The following is a 17,284-nucleotide window of genomic DNA, read 5'->3' on the forward strand; positions in this document are numbered from 1 at the left end:
CCGGGGGCGAGCTGTACGTGTGCGGCCCGATCGGGCTGCTGGAGGCGGCGCGGCGGGCCTGGCAGGACAGCGGGCGGCCGGTGGACGGGCTGCGCTTCGAGACCTTCGGGAGCAGCGGGCGCCACGCCGCGGAGGCGTTCCGGGTGTGCATTCCGCGCCTGGGCCGGGAGGTCGAGGTGCCGCGCAACCAGAGCATGCTGGAGGCGCTGGAGGCGGCCGGGGTCGAGATGATCTACGACTGCCGACGCGGCGAGTGCGGGCTGTGCGCGGTGCGCATCCTGGAGGTCGAGGGCGAGATCGACCACCGCGACGTCTTCTTCTCGGAGCGGCAGAAGGCCGCCAACCAGCACATGTGCACCTGCGTCTCCCGCGCCGTCCGCGGCGCCGTCACCATCGACACCGCAGACCGCATGGACTGACCCATGCGCCGGCTGGATCGAGGCGCACGACGCCTTCGATCCCTGGTGCGACTCGGCACTGGAACCTGCGAATCACGCAGCGCCATGGAGTGGAACGCCGCGCCGCGGCCTCCACTCCGCCGGCATGCCGAGGCCGCACGGGACCGGCGCGTCATGAGTCCGCGACGCGCACCACGAGCTTGCCGAAATTGCGCCCTTCGAGCAGGCCTGTGAAGGCGGCCGGCGCGTTCTCCAGCCCGTCGACTACGTCCTCGCGCTGCTTCACCCGGCCGGTGGAGACCCAATCGCCCATATCGCGGCTGAAGGCCTCGAAACGATCGGCATAGTGGTCGAGAATGATGAAGCCCTGCATGCGGATGCGCTTCTGCAGCACCGTGGACATCGTTTTCGGCAAACGGTCCGGACCCGGCGGCGGAGCGAGGTCGTTGTAATGCGCGATCACGCCGCACACGGGTACGCGCGCGCCGATGTTGAGCAGTGGAAGCACCGCATCGAACACCGCGCCCCCGACATTCTCGAAATAGACGTCGATGCCGTCCGGACAGGCGGCGGCGAGCCGCTGCGCCAGCTGCGGATCGCGCCGGTCGAGACAGACATCGAAACCGAGCTCTTCGACGACGTGGCGGCACTTCTCGGCGCCGCCGGCAATGCCGACCACCCGTGCACCCATGAGCTTGGCGATCTGACCGACCACGGCACCGACGGCGCCGGCCGCCGCAGCCACGACCACGGTCTCGCCAGGTGCGGGCCGGCCGATATCGACCAGGCCGACATAGGCGGTGAATGCGGGCATGCCGAGCACGCCCAGGGCCTGCGAAGGCTGCGCCATCTCGCCGAGCGGGACGAGGTCCGTGCCATTGGACACCGCATAATCCTGCCAGCCAGCGCTGCCGAGCACCAAAGTGCCGGCACGAAAGCGCGGGTGCTTGGAGGCGACGATACGGTTGACCGTGCCGCCGGCCATCGGCGCACCCAGCTGCACCGATGGTGCATAGGCGGGCCCGATCTCGTTCATCAGCTCGCGCATATAGGGGTCGAGCGAAAGGTACAGCGTGCGCAGCAGCACCTGCCCTTCGCCCAGGATGGGAAGGGCCGTTTCCTCGAGACGAAAGTCCGCCGCGGTCGGCAGGCCACGCGGCCGCGCGGCGAGGACAATGCGGCGGTTGAAGGAGTCGCTTTGCGGCATGGACCTGCTCCTGGGGATGAGAGAAGAGGGTCGGCTGGATCGGCTTCGCGCGCCGGCTGACGGGATCGGGCGACAGGACGGGAAGACCGAGACTCGGGAGTAGACCGGTCGTCTAGAGCTTGGGCACGGAAAGTGGCGGGACTGCATTGGCATCTCCCCGCCTCAGGCGTCCTTCGTCAGGCCCAGCACCTGCCGCGTTCCGGCCATTGCAGTGTCCAGAGGCGCGCGGTTGCGGGAGATCTTGGCCAGGAGGCTGGAACCGATCCAGGTCTGGTAGAGCAGGGTCGCGACGTCCTGCGCATCCTGCGCGTCCTGCATCTTCGGGAGAGAGCCTTCAGCCCTCCCGGCTTCGATGCAGCGCGCGAGGCGTTCGATCACGCCGCGCGTGCCGCGCTCCAGGACAGCGCGCATGCTGTCATGCAGATCGCAGACCTCCGCGCCAAGCTTGACCGCGAGGCAGCGGCTCTGCGCCGCGTCGGCTGTCTGAGAGTCGAGCCAGTCGGCGAAGTAGCGGACCAGCCGCTGCGCGGCCGTGCCCGGCTGCGCCAGCAGCGCGTCCATCCGCGCCAGATATTCGGTGAAGTAGGCCTCCAGCACAGCCTCGCCGAAGGCCTCCTTGGAACCGAAGTAGTGATAGAATGAGCCTTTGGGTACCCGCGCCGCCGCCAGGAGTTCCGTCAGCCCGACCGCGGTGAAGCCCTTCTGCAGCAGCAGCGGCCTTGCGACATCAAGGATGTGCTGGCGGACGTCGGTTGCGTGGATCGGGTTCATGGCAGTGGATCGTAGCCAGTATTAGACCGGTCGTCTAGCACTCCCTGGCGTGGATTGCCTGCCGAGATCCCGGGTATGGCGTTCGAGAGGACCGGCACCGATCTCCATGCTGACACAGTCCTGGCAGAATCTGGCATGCGGGAAGCTGGCTTCCCCGGGCTGGTCCATCTGGCCGGGGCCGGAGGATTCCGTGACGGAGCGAGGCAGCGGATGTTCCTGTCGACGACGCAAGGGCGCTACTGGGTCGAGCTGATCGACCAGGCCACCGCCGATTGGGAGGGCTACCGCATGGGCCATGCGGTGGCGAAGTACTTCCAGCAGGCCGCGATGGACCGCCGGCGTGCGCCGCCGGGCGAGTTGGGCGAGGCGCGGTTCTTCTCGCTCAGGGACCGGAACGCGGACCCCGTCTCCACGGCCATGACGGCGCGCGGCCGGATCCAGATCGGGGTCGGGGCCGCCAATGCCACCCCCTTCCCGCGCTACGAGCCCGACTACCGGATCCTGGCTGCCCATCTCGGGGTCAGCTTCCACACCTCGTGCTATCCCTACGGGCAGCGCCCTCCTTCGCGCTGAGTCGGAACCGCGAAAGCGCGACCTTGTTGCGGTGGGGAGCGTCGCCTGGACGCCCATCACCCCATGTACCATGGAGCGCCCCTTGGCCGCCGGACCCGTTTCCGCACCCTCTGTTCTGAGCCAGCCGCGCCTGACGGAGGGGCTTCCCTTCCCCTTCGGGGCCACCTGGGACGGGCTCGGGGTTAATTTCGCGCTCTTCTCCGCCTATGCGACGAAGGTGGAGCTGTGCCTCTTCAGTCCCGACGGGACGCGCGAGATCGAGCGCATCGAGCTGCCCGAGTACACGGACGAGGTCTGGCACGGGTACCTCCCGGACGCGCGGCCGGGAACCGTGTACGGCTACAGGGTCCACGGCCCCTACGAGCCCGAGGCGGGCCATCGCTTCAATCCCAACAAGCTGCTGCTCGACCCCTATGCCAAGGCGATCGTCGGCGGCCTGACCTGGAACGAGGCGCTGTTCGGATACACGATCGGCGATCCCGCCGAGGACCTGTCCTTCGACGAGCGCGACAGCGCGCCCTTCATGCCCAAGGGGCGCGTCATCGATCCCGCATTCACCTGGGGCCGCGGCGCCCGCAAGCCGGCGGTGCCCTGGGAGCGGACGATCTTCTACGAGACCCATGTGAAGGGCTTCACGCAGCGCCATCCCGGCGTTCCCGAGCGCATGCGCGGCTCCTACGCCGGCATGGCCCAGCCCGCGATCATCGAATACCTCAAGGCGCTCGGGGTCACCTCGGTCGAGTTGCTGCCGATCCACGCCTTCGTGGACGACAACTACCTGCTGGAGAAGGGGCTCCGGAACTACTGGGGATACAACACGCTCGGCTTCTTCGCTCCCGACCCGCGCTATTCCCACTCCGGCAAGATCAGCGAGTTCAAGGAGATGATCTCCCGGCTGCACGATGCCGGAATCGAGGTGATCCTGGACGTCGTCTACAACCACACGGCCGAGGGCAACGAGCGGGGGCCGACGCTCTCGTTCAAGGGCATCGACAATCTCACCTACTACAAGCTGCTGCCGGACAACCGACGCTACTACATCAACGACACCGGAACCGGGAACACGCTCGACGCGCGGCACGGGCGCGTCACGCAGCTGATCAACGACTCGCTGCGCTACTGGGCGACCGAGATGCAGGTCGACGGCTTCCGCTTCGACCTCGCGACGATCCTGGCGCGCGAGGCCTACGGCTTCGACGAGAGCGGCGGCTTCCTCGACAGCGTCCGCCAGGACCCGGTGCTCTCGCGCGTGAAGCTGATCGCCGAGCCCTGGGACATCGGGCCCGGCGGCTACCAGGTCGGCGGCTTCTCGCCGGGCTGGGCCGAATGGAACGACAGCTTCCGCGACACGGTGCGCTCCTACTGGAAGGGCGACGAGGGCCAGCTTCCGGGCCTCGCGGCGCGCGTGACGGCCTCGGCCGAGGCTTTCAACCGCCGGGGCCGCAAGCCTTGGGCCTCGGTGAACTTCATCACGGCCCATGACGGGTTCACGCTGCATGACCTGGTCTCGTACAACGACAAGCACAACGAGGCCAATGGCGAGGACAACCGCGACGGGCACAGCGACAACAAGTCCTGGAACCACGGCACCGAGGGGCCGACCGACGACCCCGAGATCAAGGCGCTGCGCGAGCGCCAGAAGCGGAACATGCTGGCGACGCTGCTGCTCTCCCAGGGCACGCCCATGCTGCTGGCCGGCGACGAGCTCGGCCGCACGCAGGGGGGCAACAACAACGCCTACTGCCAGGACAACGAGATCAACTGGCTCGACTGGGAGGGCATCGACGAGGACGGGCTCAGCCTCATCACCTTCGTCCGGCGGCTCATCGCCCTGCGGCAGAGCTTTCCCGTCCTGCACCGCAGCCGCTTCTTCACCGGTGCGCAGAGCGACGATCTCGGCGTCAAGGACGTGACCTGGCTCACCCCTGACGGCACGGAGATGGGCGAGGAGCACTGGCAGGACCCGAACGCCCGCTGCATGGGGGTGATGTTCGACGGGCGCGCCCAGGCCTCGGGCGTCAAGAAGCCGGCGGAGGACGCCACCCTGCTGATCGTCTTCAACAGCCACCACGACGTGGTGCGCTTCACGCTGCCCGAGGTCGTCGGCGGGGCACGCTGGGAGCTGCTGATCGACACCAACCAGCCCGATCTCGAGGAGCCGCAGCCCTTCGAATTCCAGCACGGCTACGAGGTCACCGGGCGCGCGCTGCTGCTCTTCGCCCTGAAGCCCGAGACCCCGAAGGGGATCATCCGGCGCGCCCGGTCCATCCTGCGCGGCATCGCCGAGACGCCTCTCTTCGTGCCGGGGACGAACAAGGAGGACGCCGCCGAGGATCCCGAGGCAAGCTGAGAGCCCCGCGGCGGCGGGGCCCCCGGATCGCGGGGGCTCCGCCGCGCGTCCTTCACGCCGCGCGCCCGATGGCCGCGTCGATCTGGGTCAGCAGCTTCGAGAAATCGATCGGCTTCGGGTGGTAGTCGTCGCAGCCGGCATCGATCGCCTTCTGCCGGTCCCCCGACATGGCATGGGCCGTCAGCGCGATGATGGGGACGGAGGCCGTGACCTCCTCGGCCTTCAGGGTGCGGGCCGCGGTCCAGCCGTCCATCACCGGAAGGTTCATGTCGAGAAGCACCACGTCGGGCCGCTCGCTACGCACCTTCTCGACCCCGTCCCTGCCGTCGAAGGCGAGCACGACGTCATGGCCCCGGCGCTTCAGCCGGCGGGACAGGAAGTCCCAGATCTCCTCGTGATCCTCGACCAGCAGGATCTTCGCCATCTCACGCGCCCTTTCCTTCCACGGAGACGGGCCAACAGCCGCAGGGAGGCAGGCTCCCGGACCGGGCCCTGTAATTCTCAGACCGGAGCGCTTTCCCCGGCGCCCGAGACGCTCCCGCGCCGCCCCGCCGCCCCTGCCTTTGCGCGCGCGATCCGGCGCAGCTCGGCAACCAGCTCGGCCTCGGCGGCGTCGCCGGTCCCGACGATCTGGCGCACCTGCCCGCGCAGGCGCCGCCGCTCTTCGGCCGTCACCTGGTGGCTGGCCAGGGCGATCACCGGGATCGCGCGCCATTCCTGCCGTTTCCTGATCTCCTGGATCAGAGCGAAGCCGTTGGCGCCCGGAATGTGCAGGTCCATCAGGATCAGGTCGGGCCGGGCGGCATCGAGCCTCTCGAGCGCCGACGGCCCGTCCGCGGCCTCCACCACCGACCAGCCCTCGCCTTCGAGCAGCGTGCGCAGCTCGGCACGCGTAGTCTCGGCGCCCTCCACCACCAGTGCCGAGCCGTGCGTGCTGCGGTAGCGCTCGATCAGGCGCTTCAGGCGCGGCCACTGGATCGGCTTCGTCAGGAAATCCGCCGCCCCCAGGGAACGGGCCAGTGCCCGGTCGTGGGTCATGGTCACCATGATCACCGGGATCTCGGCGAGGTCGGGATCGGCCTTCAGCTCCGACAGGACCGCCCAGCCGTCCACGCGCGGCATCATGACGTCCAGAAGGATCGCGCTCGGCGCCAGCTCGCGTGCGAGCCGCAGCCCCGTCGGGCCGTCCTGGGCCGTCCGCACGCCGAAGCCCTCGCGCCGCAGGAAGCGCGTCAGCAGCTCCCGCGTCGCCTCGTCGTCGTCGATGACAAGGACGAGATCCTCGGCCCCGCCCGTCTCCTGCTCACCCGCGCCGGTGCCGCTGGCCAGAGCCTCGGCATCCTCCCTCGCTCCAGCGCGCGCGGCATCGATGTCGGCGGGCAGCCGGAGCGTGAAGGTGGTTCCCCGGTCCTGGTGGCTCTCCACCGAGACGTCGCCCCCGAGCATGGTGCAGAAGGCCTTGGTGATCGACAGGCCGAGCCCCGTTCCGCCGAAGCGGCGCGTGGTCGAGCTGTCGGCCTGGGTGAAGCGCTGGAACAGCCGGGCCTGCTGCTCGGGCGTCATGCCGATGCCGGTGTCGGCGACGCTGAACTCCAGCCAGTCGCCCTCGGGCGCCGTGCTGCGCGAGGCGCTCAGGGTGATGGTCCCGCCCTCGGTGAACTTGGACGCGTTGCTCAGCAGGTTCAGCAGGCATTGCCGGACCTTGACCATGTCCGAATGCATGGTGCCCAGCCCTGCGGCGCATCGCAGCTCCAGCCGGTTGGCCTTCTTCTCGACCAGCGCCTGGACGGTCTGCGCCGCTTCCGAGACCAGCGAGCCGACATCGAACTCCTCGACGTGCACCTCCATCTTGCCGGCCTCGATCTTCGAGATGTCGAGGACGTCGTTGATCAGCGACAGCAGGTGCCGCGCGTTGCTGCCGATCTTGCGGAGGTCCTCGAGCATCGTCTCGGCGCCGAGATCCTCGGCCTCCTCCTCGAGCATCTCGCTGTAGCCGATCACTGCGCTGAGCGGCGTGCGGAGCTCGTGGCTCATATTCGCGATGAACTGGCTCTTCGCGTGGTTCGCCTCCTCGGCCGCCTCCTTGGCGGCTGCCAGCTCCTCCTCGAAGCGCTTGCGCTCGGTCACGTCCCAGGTGACGCCGATCATGCGCAGGCCCCGCCCCGCCCTTTGCCGTTCGACGGCGCCGCGTGCCACCGCCCACCGGATCTCGCCCGTCCGCGCGCGGATGCGGAACTCGATATCGTATTCGCCGAACTCCCTGCGCGCCTGCTCGACCACCCCCATGGCATGGGCCGTGTCGTCGGGATGGATGCGCGCGAAGAACTCCTGCACCGTGATGGGCACGTCGCTCGGCAGGTCGAAGATCTCCGACAATCTGTCATCGACCTGCACCTCGCCGCTGTCGAGATCCCAGGACCAGCTCCCGATGCGGCCGATCTGCAGGGCGATCTGCAGACGGCGCTCCGCCTCGGCGGCCCGGATCTCTATGTCGCGCTGCTCGGTGATGTCGGTGTTGGTCCCGAACCACCGGACGATCCGGCCGGATTGGTCGCGGATCGGCACCGCGCGAGAGAGGAACCAGCGGTAGCTGCCGTCGCGGCCGCGGAGCGGGAAGGTGTCCTCCCAGGGCTCGCCGGCCGCGAAGCACCGCTGGAGCCGCGCGACGACCCCGTCGACATGGTCGGGATGGTGGACCTGGCGCCATCCCCAGCCGCGCATCTCCTCGAACCGCGTCCCGGTATAGTCGAACCAGCGCTGGTTGTACCAGTTGATGGCGCCGCTGCGGTCGGCCATCCAGGCGAGCTGCGGGATGTTGTCCGCGAGCGCGCGGAACCGCTCCTCGCTGGCGCGCAGCGCCGCCTCCGCCTCGCGTCGCTCGGTGATGTCCTGCAGGTAGGCCGTGAAGTGCAGGCGTCCGCCGACATCGATCGGGCTGATGGCGAGCTCGACCGGGAAACGGCTGCCGTCGGCCCGAAGCGCCTCGACCTCGATGCGCGTCCCGAGGATCGCGCCCTCGCCCGTCGCGAGATAGCGGCGCATGCCGTCACGGTGCGCCTCGCGGTATTCCGGCGGGATGATCAGATCGGCCAGGTCCTTGCCCAGCACATCCTGGCGGGAACGGCCGAAGGTGCGCTCGGCCACCGGGTTCCATTCGACGATCCGGCTGTCTTGCGTGATCGTGATGATGCAGTCGAGGGCCGCCTCGACGATCGCACCCTTCAGGGCCTCGGCCTCGTGCAGGGCCGATTCCGTCCAGCTCCGGCGGAGATACTGGCCGATCTGGTGCCCGAGAGTCGCCACGGTCTCGACGAGGCCCTCGTCCGGCCTCGGCGCGTGCCCGCGGAGGAACTCGATCACCCCGAGGGTCCGCGCCCCGACCTTCACCGGGAAAGCGATGGCTGCCTTCAGCGCGCCTTGCGCGGCCGCCGCGCGCCGCACGAAGCCGGAATCCCCGGCGATGTCCTCGATCCAGAGCGGCTCGCCTGCCTCCCAGACGCGCCCCGGCAGCCCCTCGCCCCGCGCAAGGCCCAGCCGCCGCGTCTCCTCCACGAAGGCACTCGCGTCGATGTCCGACTGGACCCAGTCCCCGGCGCTGCGCAGCACGTCGCGCTGCTCGTCGATGGTCCAGAACGTGCCGACGGACCAGCCGAACCCTGACCCGATCGCCGCGAGCGTCCGGCGCACGGCAACCTCGGGCTCGGCAGCCTCGGCCAGGACGCGGCTCACCGCGATCTGGACCGTCAGCCGGCGCCTGGCCTGCCGGGCCTGAGAGACGTCCTGGAACGTGACCACGCCACCGGCCGGAACCCCGTCCTCGATCAGGGGATAGGCCGAGTATTCCGCGATGAAGGAGGTTCCGTCCCTGCGCCACAGAGTCTCGCTGTCGAGGGTGACGGACCGGCAGTCCCTGACGCTGGCCACGAGCGGGCATTCCGCCTCGGGATAGGGCGCGCCCCCGGGCCGGGTGTGATGGATGAGGTCGTGCATGTTGCGGCCGAGCACCTCGTCCAGCTCGTAGCCCAGGATCTTCAGCCCGGCCGCGTTGATGAAAGTGCAGCGGCCCTCGGTATCCACGCTGTAGAGGGCGTAGCCGACGGCGTTCAGCAACGCCGTGCGCCGGCGCTTCTCGGCCTCGGCCGCCGGGGCCTGCGGATCGGGGCCGTGCGGACCAGGCAACGCCTCGGGACCGCCGGATCCCCCGTCCTTGGCCGGGGCAGAAAAGCTGTGTTCCGGCATTGCTGAGCTCCCCCGTGGCGACACGAACCCCGGGCCGCTCCCCGCGGCTACCAACATCGGGCAGGGAGGCTTGTTCCTGCCTTCCGGCTCCTTCCGCGCCCGTATCTGCCGTCCCGCCCGTGCGGAACGGCGCGGCGCCAGGCGTGTTTCAGCCGCAGCTTCGAGGAGGGGGATGGCTTGCGATGCAGGTCTCCGAGATCATGGCCCAGGCGATCGAGTTCATCGGACCCGACGCGACCGTCCAGGACGCGGCGGTGTTGATGGGCGAGCTGGACGTCGCCGCCCTGCCGGTGGGAACGCCCGACGACCTGCAGGGGATCGTCACGGACCGCGATATCCTGTTCCGGATCGTGGCCGAGGGCCGGGACAGCAGCGGCGTCCGCGTCCGGGACGTGATGTCCTCGACCATCTTCACCTGCCGCCCGACGGACACGCTGGAGACCGCCATGGACATCATGGCTTCGTACCACGTGCGCCGGCTGCCCGTGGTCGCCGAGACCGGCGAGGTGGTCGGGTGGGTGACGCTCTCGGACATCGCGCGCCGCATGCTCCTGGAGACGGGCGCGGTGCGGGACGCCCTCAGCGAGCTGAGCGCGACCGCGGGCTGAGGACGACGGCCACACCGCCCCTCACCGCCGCAGCCCCATCCGCCGGTTCAGCCGGACGACCAGATCGGCCGGCAGTCCCAGCCGCAGGGCAAGGTAGTTCAGGTAGGCGCGGTTGACCGCGCTTTCCTTGTCCACCGCGGCCAGGGACACGGCGTAGAAGCGCGAGGCCATCCACGGCGATCCGACCTGGCGCAGCAGCAGCTCCAGCGAGACGGGCTCCGTCATCGCACGCTCGAGCACGGACCGCACATCGGCGTCCAGGACGGTCGTGGAGAGGACCCCCGAGATGCGCCTCCGCTCCTGCTCGTCCAGGTCGCCGTTGGCGTGCGCCGCCGCGATCATGGCCCGGATCAGCAGCGTGGCGTCCTCGGCGGAAAGGTCCCGGAGGTCCGAGGGCGGCGGGTCCAGGAGCTGGTGGCGGTTCTGCAGATGCCCCTGCAGGACCTTGGAGGCCAGGATCCGGTGCAGCGCCTCGGCATGGCCGAGACGGGTTCCGTGCGGCTGGTCCTGCGGCTGCTGCGTCATCGCGATTCCGGTTCTGCCGATCTTCGGTCCGAGTGGAACGGCCGGAACCGGCCTGGGATCCCGTGCGGACCATCCTTTTGCCGATCGCGGGAACCGCGCCGCGACGCGTTCGGAACGGCTGGGGAACGGCGGGGTTATCGCCTTGCCTATTTCACCGGCCTTACCCGGACATGTCGATGACCCTGGAACAGACCCTGGCCTTCTCGCTCGTGGCAGCCGTGGTAGCGCTGCTGATCTGGGACAGGATCCGGTACGACGTCGTTGCGGTGCTCGCCCTGCTCGCCGGCGTCTTCACGGGGCTGGTTCCCGCCAAGGAGGCCTTCACGGGTTTCGCCGACGACATCGTGATCATCATCGCCTCGGCGCTGATCGTCAGCGCCGGGATCGCGCGCTCCGGGGTGATCGACGCGCTGGTGCGCCCCATGACCCCTTATCTCAGCACGCCTGGCCGGCAGATCGCGCTCCTGGGCGGCGCGGTCGCCGTCATGTCCGCGCTGATGAAGAACATCGGGGCGCTCGCGATCTTCCTTCCCATCGCCATGCAGCTCGCGCGCCGGCACAGGACCGGGGCCCACAAGGTGCTGATGCCCATGGCCTTCGCCTCGCTCATGGGCGGCCTGATGACGCTGGTCGGGACCTCGCCGAACATCATCGTCGCGCGCGTCCGAGGGGAGATCGTCGGTGAGCCCTTCACGATGTTCGACTACCTGCCGGTCGGGCTCGGCATCACGGTGGCGGGAATGCTGCTTCTGACCGTCGCTTGGCGGCTGCTGCCCAGCGACAGGATCGCCGCCCGCGCGCCCGAGGAGACCTTCGCGGTCGAGGACTACACCAGCGAGATGCTGCTGCCCGAGGTCTCCCCCTTCGTCGGGCGGAGGATCGACGAGATCGAGGCGCTGTCCGAGGGAGAGGCGCGGGTCGTGGGCCTGATTCGGGAGCGCTTCCGCCGCTACGTGCCGGATGCCCACTGGACGCTGCTGGCCGATGACGTGCTGGTGCTCCAGGGCGACGCCCCGGCGCTGCAGCGGATGGTGCGGGGCGCCCGGCTGGAGCCCGTGGGGTCGGTGCCCGAGCCGGATGCCGGCGAGAGGCTGATCGTCGAGGCGGTCGTCGAGCGCAGCTCGCCGCTGGTCGGGCAGTCGGCGCGCCACCTGAACCTGCGGCGGCGCTTCGGCCTCAGCCTCCTGGCGATCAGCCGGCGCGGCGAGCAGGTCGCGCGGCGCCTGCAGCACGTGGTGCTGCAGGAAGGAGACCTCCTCCTCCTCCAGCTTCCCGAGAGCCGCTTTCCCGACGCCCTGGCCGAGGCCGGGATCCTGCCGCTGGCGGGCCGGCAGCTTCAGCTCGGGCGTCGGCGGCCGGCCTGGGTCCCCATCGCGATCCTGGCCCTTGCCATGGCGGCGCTGGCCTTCCAGGTCCTGCCGCTGGCGATCACCTTCCTGACCGCGGCGACGGCCATGGTCGTCTCCGGCGTCCTGACGGTCGAGGAGGCCTACAACGCGGTGGAATGGCCGATCCTGATCCTGCTGGCCGCCCTGATCCCGGTGAGCGGCACGCTGGAGAGCACGGGCGGGACCGAGGTCATCGCCGGGCTGCTGGCCGACGCCGCCCGCGGCCTGCCGGCCATCGCCTGCGTGACGCTGATCATGGCCGCCGCTATGGCCGTCACTCCGTTCCTGAACAATGCCGCGACGGTGCTCGTGATGGCGCCGATCGGCGCGAGCCTCGCCCAGCAGCTCGGCCTGAACCCCGATCCCTTCCTGATGGCGGTCGCTGTGGGCGCGGGCAGCGATTTCCTGACGCCCATCGGACACCAGTGCAACACCCTGGTGATGGCGCCCGGCGGCTACCGCTTCTCGGACTATCCGCGTCTCGGCGTGCCGCTGTCGCTCCTGATCCTGGCGCTCGGGACCTGGTTGATCGTGATGGTCTGGCCGCTGTAGGGCCGGCGGGAGGGCCGTCCGGGACGGTCCCGGGACGCCCTGCCGGATGAACGATCTGTAATGCCGGTGCAACGACGGCGCAGGGTGCGCGCCGGCATTATCGGGCCATCATCCCTTCACCACCGGGAAGCCCGACCATGAAGAAAGGTCCCTTCGCGCGCCGCCTCGCCGGCACCACGGCCCTCGTCCTCGTCACCGGCCTGCTCGCCGGCCTCGGCGCCGGGCCAGCCGCGACGCCGTCCCAGGCTGCGGTCCCGGCCGCCGTCATCGAGCGAACCGGCGGCTTCGGCGACCTCGTCGAGCAGGTCATGCCCGCCGTCGTCAGCATCTCGGCCGAGCATTCGGCGCCCAGCGGGCGGCGCGCCATGCGCCTTCCGATCCCGCGCGAGATGCTGCCCGAGGGTTTCCCCGACTGGGCCATCCCCGAGGGGGCGCAGCCGCGCCGGAGCGAGGCCCTGGGCTCCGGCTTCGTGATCGACCCCGCGGGATACGTCGTCACCAACAACCATGTGATCGACGAGGCCGACGCCATCTCCGTCACCTTCCAGGACGGCACCACCCTGCCCGCCAAGCTCGTCGGCACCGACCCCAAGACCGATGTCGCCCTCCTCAAGGTCGAGGCCGAGCGCCCGCTGCCCCATGTGGAGTTCGCCGACAGCGACGCCGTGCGGGTGGGCGATGCGGTGCTGGCCGTGGGCAATCCCTTCGGGCTCGGCGGCACGGCCACCGCGGGCATCGTCTCGGCCCGCGCCCGGGACATCGGGGCCGGCCCCTACGACGACTTCCTGCAGATCGACGCGGCCATCAACCGCGGCAACTCCGGCGGGCCCGCCTTCGATCTCCAGGGCGGGGTGATCGGCATCAACACGGCGATCTTCTCGCCCTCGGGCGGATCGGTCGGCATCGGCTTCGCGATTCCCGCCAACCTCGCCAAGTCGGTTGTCGCTCAGCTGCGCGAGACCGGCACCGTGGAGCGCGGCTGGATCGGCGTGCAGATCCAGCCGGTGACCCCCGACATCGCCGAGGGGCTCGGCAGCCCCGGGCTGAAGGGCGCGCTGATCGCCGACGTGGTGGATGACGGGCCGGCGGCCAAGGCCCGGCTTCAGCCCGGCGACGTGATCACAGCCGTCTCCGGCCGCCCGGTCGAAAGCGTGCGCGACGTCACCCGCGGCGTCGCCGATGCCAGGAGCGGCAGCGAGATCCCGCTGACGGTGCTGCGCGACGGCCGGACCCTGACCGTCGAGGTGACGCCCGGGCGCATGCCGGGCGGCCCCGAGCTGGTCGCCGCCGAGGGGCAGGCGCACGGCCAGGCCGGACGCCTGGGCCTTGCACTGGCGCCGCTGGATTCGCGCACCCGGCGCCAGATAGACTTGCCCGATGGCGTGAACGGCGTGCTGGTGACCGGGACCGAGGACCGCGTCGGCGACAAGGTCCGGGCCGGCGACGTGATCACCGCCGCGGGCGGCCATGCCGTCAGCGCGCCGAAGGACGTGGCGAAGGCCGTCGACGAGGCGCGCAAGGCCAGCCGGAAGTCGGTGCTGCTGCGCATCCACCGGGACGGAACGGACCGGTACGTGGCGCTCGACGTCGCGCGGTCGTGACCATGGATCCGGGCGGGCCGGACGGGGTGCCCCGCTGCGATCCGGGCGGCGATCGGGGCCGGGGTCCGCGCGGGGGGCCTGACGCCGGGCCCGCCGCGGTGTACAGGAGGGCGGCCATGAGGATACTCGTCATCGAGGACGACCGGCGGGCCGCCGCATATCTGGTCAAGGGCCTGCGCGAGAGCGGGCATTCCGTGGACCATGCGGCCGACGGCAAGGAGGGCCTGTTCCTGGCCGCCGCCGAGAACTACGACGTGCTGATCGTCGACCGCATGCTGCCCGGCCGCGACGGGCTGTCGCTGGTCGAGGTGCTGCGCAGCACCGGGAACCAGACCCCGGTGCTGTTCCTAAGCGCGCTGGGCGGGGTCGACGACCGCGTTCGCGGCCTGCGGGCGGGGGGCGACGACTATCTCGTGAAGCCCTTCGCCTTCTCCGAGCTGATCGCCAGGGTCGAGGCCCTGGCCCGGCGGGCCGCCGCGACGCCGGCGGTGCAGACCCGGCTCGAGGTCGGCGGGCTGGAGATGGACCTGGTCAAGCGGACGGTGCGGCGCGACGGACGGCCGATCGACCTGCTGCCACGGGAATTCCAGCTCCTCGAGTTCCTGATGCGCCATGCCGGCAGCCCCGTGACGCGCACCATGCTGCTGGAGAAGGTCTGGGACTACAACTTCGACCCCCAGACCAACGTGATCGACGTGCATGTGGCGCGGCTGCGCCAGAAGGTCGACCGCGACTTCGCAAAGCCGCTGATCCACACGATCCGCGGCGTCGGGTACTGCCTGCGTGATTGACCGGCGGCTGCTCCGCACGACGGCGTTCCGGGTCGCGCTGATCTATGCGGCGCTGCTCTTCGCGACGGTGGCGGTGGCGCTGGGAGCCGTCTACTACGCGACCGCGGGCACGCTGGACGCGCAGACCGACGAGACCATCGCCGCCGAGATCGACGGCCTGCGCGAGCAGTACCGCCAGCGCGGCGTCGCCGGGCTCGCCCAGGTGCTGCGGGGGCGCAGCGCGCGCCAGCGCACGAGCTCGCTCTACCTGCTGACCGATCCCTTCGGACGGCCACTGGCCGGCAACCTTTCGGCTTGGCCCGCCGCCGCGCCCGACCGCGAGGGCTGGATCGCCTTTCCCCTCTACGACGCCCCGCCCGAGGAGACCGCGCCGGACGAGGCGACGGCCCATCCGGCCCGCGCACGCATCTTCCTGCTGCCCGAGGGCCATCGGCTGCTGGTCGGACGCGACCTGCGCGAGCGCCAGCGTTTCGTCGACCGCTTCGCCGAATCGGTGCTCTGGGCCTTCGCGCTGACCCTTGGCCTGGGCACGGCGGGCGGCGTCCTGCTGGGCAGGCGGGTCCTGCGCCGGATCGACGGGGTCAGGCGGACGGCCGCCCGCATCATGGCCGGCGAGCTGGACCAGCGGCTGGCCCTGTCGGGCTCGGGGGATGAGATCGACCAGGTGGCCGCCAACCTGAACGCGATGCTGGACCGCATCGAGGCGCTGATGGGCGAGATGCGCCACGTGGCCGAAGGGGTCGCGCACGACCTGCGCACGCCGCTGAACCGCTTGCGCTCGCGGCTGGAGCTCGGGCTCATGGAGGTGGAGGCGTCGGACCCAGCGCGTGTCGCGCTCGAGGACGCACTGGAGGAGGCCGAGGGCCTTCTGGGCACCTTCCAGGCGCTGCTCGCCATCGCCGAGGTGGAGGCCGGGCACCAGCAGACCGAGTTCGCGCCCTTCGATCTGGCCGCCCTGGCCCGGGAGGTGGCCGAGCTCTACGAGCCGCTGGCCGAGCAGGCCGGCCTGCGCATCGCGGCGGAGCTGAGGCCCGCCACCGTCCGCGGCCATCGCCAGCTCGTCGCCCAGGCGCTGGCGAACCTCGTCGACAACGCCGTCAAGTACACGCCGCCCGGCGGCACCGTCAGCATCCGCACGGGGCCCGGGGAGCGGCCGGGCGACGCCGTGCTGACGGTCGCCGACACCGGCCAAGGCATCCCCGAGGAGGAGCGCGTCCGCGTTCTGCGCCGCTTCGTCCGGCTGGAGGGAAGCCGCAGCGCCCCCGGCAACGGTCTCGGCCTCTCCCTGGTGGATGCGGTCGCCCGCCTGCACGGCGCCGCGCTCGAGCTCGGCGATGCGCAGCCGGGGCTGGTCGCCACGCTGCGCTTTCCCGTTGCGGCGGTCGACGGGGCCGTCCACGGGACGGCCGACGGAGCGGCGACGCCTGCCTGAAAATTGGGCGCTCTGACAGTTCCTGCCCGCGCCTTGGACCGCCGTGCCAGCCGCCGGATCGGGCGCGCCAGGGCATCAGGCGGCTGGCGCGCCGCTTGCACTGTCCTTCGGCACGCGGCCGAGCCACGCGGTCGAGACTGCCGACGCTGGAGACGACGATGCCCGAGATCGCCGGTGCCCTGCCCTTCCCGTACCGGTTCCCGCGCCACCGCACCGCGCTGCTGGTGATCGACATGCAGCGCGACTTCGTCGAGCCCGGCGGCTTCGGAGAGGCGCTCGGCAACGACGTCTCGCGCCTGCAGCCGGCGATCCCGTCGGTCGCGCGGCTGCTGGCGGCCTTCCGCGAAGCCCGCATGCCCATCATCCACACCCGCGAGGCGCACCGACCGGACCTTGCCGACTGCCCGCCGGCGAAGCGCATGCGCGGCGCAGCGGCGCTCAGAATCGGGGATCTCGGTCCCATGGGCCGGATCCTGATCGCGGGCGAGCCCGGCAACGACATCGTCCCGGCGCTGGCGCCCCTGCCGGGCGAGACCGTGATCGACAAGCCCGGGAAGGGCGCCTTCTACGCGACGCGCCTGCAGGACGTGCTGAAGGGCTTCGCGATCAGCCATCTGGTGATCGCCGGCGTGACCACCGAGGTCTGCGTGCAGACCACCATGCGCGAGGCCAACGACCGCGGATACGAATGCCTGCTGGCCGAGGACGCGACCGAGAGCTACTTCCCGGAGTTCAAGGCCGCCACCCTCGCCATGGTGCGGGCCCAGGGCGCCATCGTCGGCTGGACCGCCACCAGCGAGCAGGTCGCGGCCGCGCTGCGGCCCGACGAGGACGGCTGAGGCCGCCTTC

Annotated in this window: 14 protein-coding genes; 9 read left to right on the plus strand and 5 right to left on the minus strand. The window is 70.5% G+C overall.

Annotated elements, in window-relative coordinates; all coding sequences use genetic code 11:
• The coding region (locus JUB13_RS22330; protein ID WP_207482819.1) for a 2Fe-2S iron-sulfur cluster-binding protein at window positions 1–419 on the plus strand (419 nt) is incomplete at its 5' end.
• Between the two features lie 151 nt (window positions 420–570).
• On the opposite strand, the gene JUB13_RS22335 is transcribed toward JUB13_RS22330, so the two are convergent.
• Both JUB13_RS22335 and JUB13_RS22340 read right to left on the minus strand, forming a co-directional pair.
• The gene (locus JUB13_RS22335; RefSeq protein ID WP_207482821.1) at window positions 571–1,605 is read right to left on the minus strand and encodes an NADP-dependent oxidoreductase; all 1,035 of its coding nucleotides are present in this window, start codon (window positions 1,603–1,605) and stop codon (window positions 571–573) included.
• A 162-nt stretch (window positions 1,606–1,767) separates the two neighbouring features.
• Window positions 1,768–2,376 carry a TetR/AcrR family transcriptional regulator gene (locus JUB13_RS22340; RefSeq protein ID WP_207482823.1) on the minus strand — a complete coding sequence of 203 codons (609 nt, stop codon included), beginning with the start codon at window positions 2,374–2,376 and terminating at the stop codon, window positions 1,768–1,770.
• A gap of 135 nt (window positions 2,377–2,511) precedes the next feature.
• On the opposite strand from JUB13_RS22340, the gene JUB13_RS22345 reads away from it, so the two are divergent.
• Both JUB13_RS22345 and glgX read left to right on the plus strand, forming a co-directional pair.
• Window positions 2,512–2,949, plus strand: a complete 438-nt coding sequence (locus JUB13_RS22345; protein WP_207482825.1) for a hypothetical protein — start codon at window positions 2,512–2,514, stop codon at window positions 2,947–2,949.
• 82 nt (window positions 2,950–3,031) lie between these two features.
• Window positions 3,032–5,299, plus strand: a complete 2,268-nt coding sequence (gene glgX / locus JUB13_RS22350) for a glycogen debranching protein GlgX (protein WP_236025146.1) — start codon at window positions 3,032–3,034, stop codon at window positions 5,297–5,299.
• 52 nt (window positions 5,300–5,351) lie between these two features.
• On the opposite strand, the gene JUB13_RS22355 is transcribed toward glgX, so the two are convergent.
• Complete coding sequence (locus tag JUB13_RS22355) at window positions 5,352–5,723, minus strand: response regulator (protein ID WP_207482829.1); 372 nt, start codon at window positions 5,721–5,723, stop codon at window positions 5,352–5,354.
• A gap of 77 nt (window positions 5,724–5,800) precedes the next feature.
• Window positions 5,801–9,538: a PAS domain S-box protein gene (locus tag JUB13_RS22360; protein WP_207482831.1), complete on the minus strand. Its 3,738-nt coding sequence runs from the start codon at window positions 9,536–9,538 to the stop codon at window positions 5,801–5,803.
• A gap of 182 nt (window positions 9,539–9,720) precedes the next feature.
• Between JUB13_RS22360 and JUB13_RS22365 the strand changes: the two genes are divergently transcribed.
• Window positions 9,721–10,146: a CBS domain-containing protein gene (locus tag JUB13_RS22365; protein ID WP_236025147.1), complete on the plus strand. Its 426-nt coding sequence runs from the start codon at window positions 9,721–9,723 to the stop codon at window positions 10,144–10,146.
• Window positions 10,147–10,167: 21 nt separating this feature from the next.
• Here JUB13_RS22365 and JUB13_RS22370 read toward each other — a convergent pair whose 3' ends face one another.
• Complete coding sequence (locus tag JUB13_RS22370) at window positions 10,168–10,671, minus strand: DUF533 domain-containing protein (protein WP_207482833.1); 504 nt, start codon at window positions 10,669–10,671, stop codon at window positions 10,168–10,170.
• Window positions 10,672–10,847: 176 nt separating this feature from the next.
• Here JUB13_RS22370 and JUB13_RS22375 point away from each other — a divergent pair, with 176 nt between their 5' ends.
• The 5 genes from JUB13_RS22375 to JUB13_RS22395 all read left to right on the plus strand — a co-directional run bounded on the left by JUB13_RS22375 (window position 10,848) and on the right by JUB13_RS22395 (window position 17,274).
• The gene (locus JUB13_RS22375) at window positions 10,848–12,611 is read left to right on the plus strand and encodes an SLC13 family permease (protein ID WP_207482835.1); all 1,764 of its coding nucleotides are present in this window, start codon (window positions 10,848–10,850) and stop codon (window positions 12,609–12,611) included.
• A gap of 137 nt (window positions 12,612–12,748) precedes the next feature.
• A complete protein-coding gene (locus JUB13_RS22380; protein ID WP_207482837.1) occupies window positions 12,749–14,212 on the plus strand; it encodes a Do family serine endopeptidase in 1,464 nt (487 codons plus the stop codon).
• Between the two features lie 116 nt (window positions 14,213–14,328).
• Window positions 14,329–15,003, plus strand: a complete 675-nt coding sequence (locus JUB13_RS22385) for a winged helix-turn-helix domain-containing protein (protein WP_207482839.1) — start codon at window positions 14,329–14,331, stop codon at window positions 15,001–15,003.
• Window positions 14,996–16,435, plus strand: a complete 1,440-nt coding sequence (locus tag JUB13_RS22390; RefSeq protein ID WP_207482841.1) for a sensor histidine kinase — start codon at window positions 14,996–14,998, stop codon at window positions 16,433–16,435. The genes JUB13_RS22385 and JUB13_RS22390 overlap by 8 nt, the downstream gene beginning before the upstream one ends.
• A 158-nt stretch (window positions 16,436–16,593) precedes the next feature.
• Window positions 16,594–17,274, plus strand: a complete 681-nt coding sequence (locus JUB13_RS22395; protein WP_207482843.1) for a cysteine hydrolase family protein — start codon at window positions 16,594–16,596, stop codon at window positions 17,272–17,274.
• Window positions 17,275–17,284: the final 10 nt, after the last annotated feature.

It is taken from the genome of Arenibaculum pallidiluteum, from assembly GCF_017355985.1.
In the GTDB taxonomy this organism is placed as follows: domain Bacteria; phylum Pseudomonadota; class Alphaproteobacteria; order Azospirillales; family Azospirillaceae; genus Arenibaculum; species Arenibaculum pallidiluteum.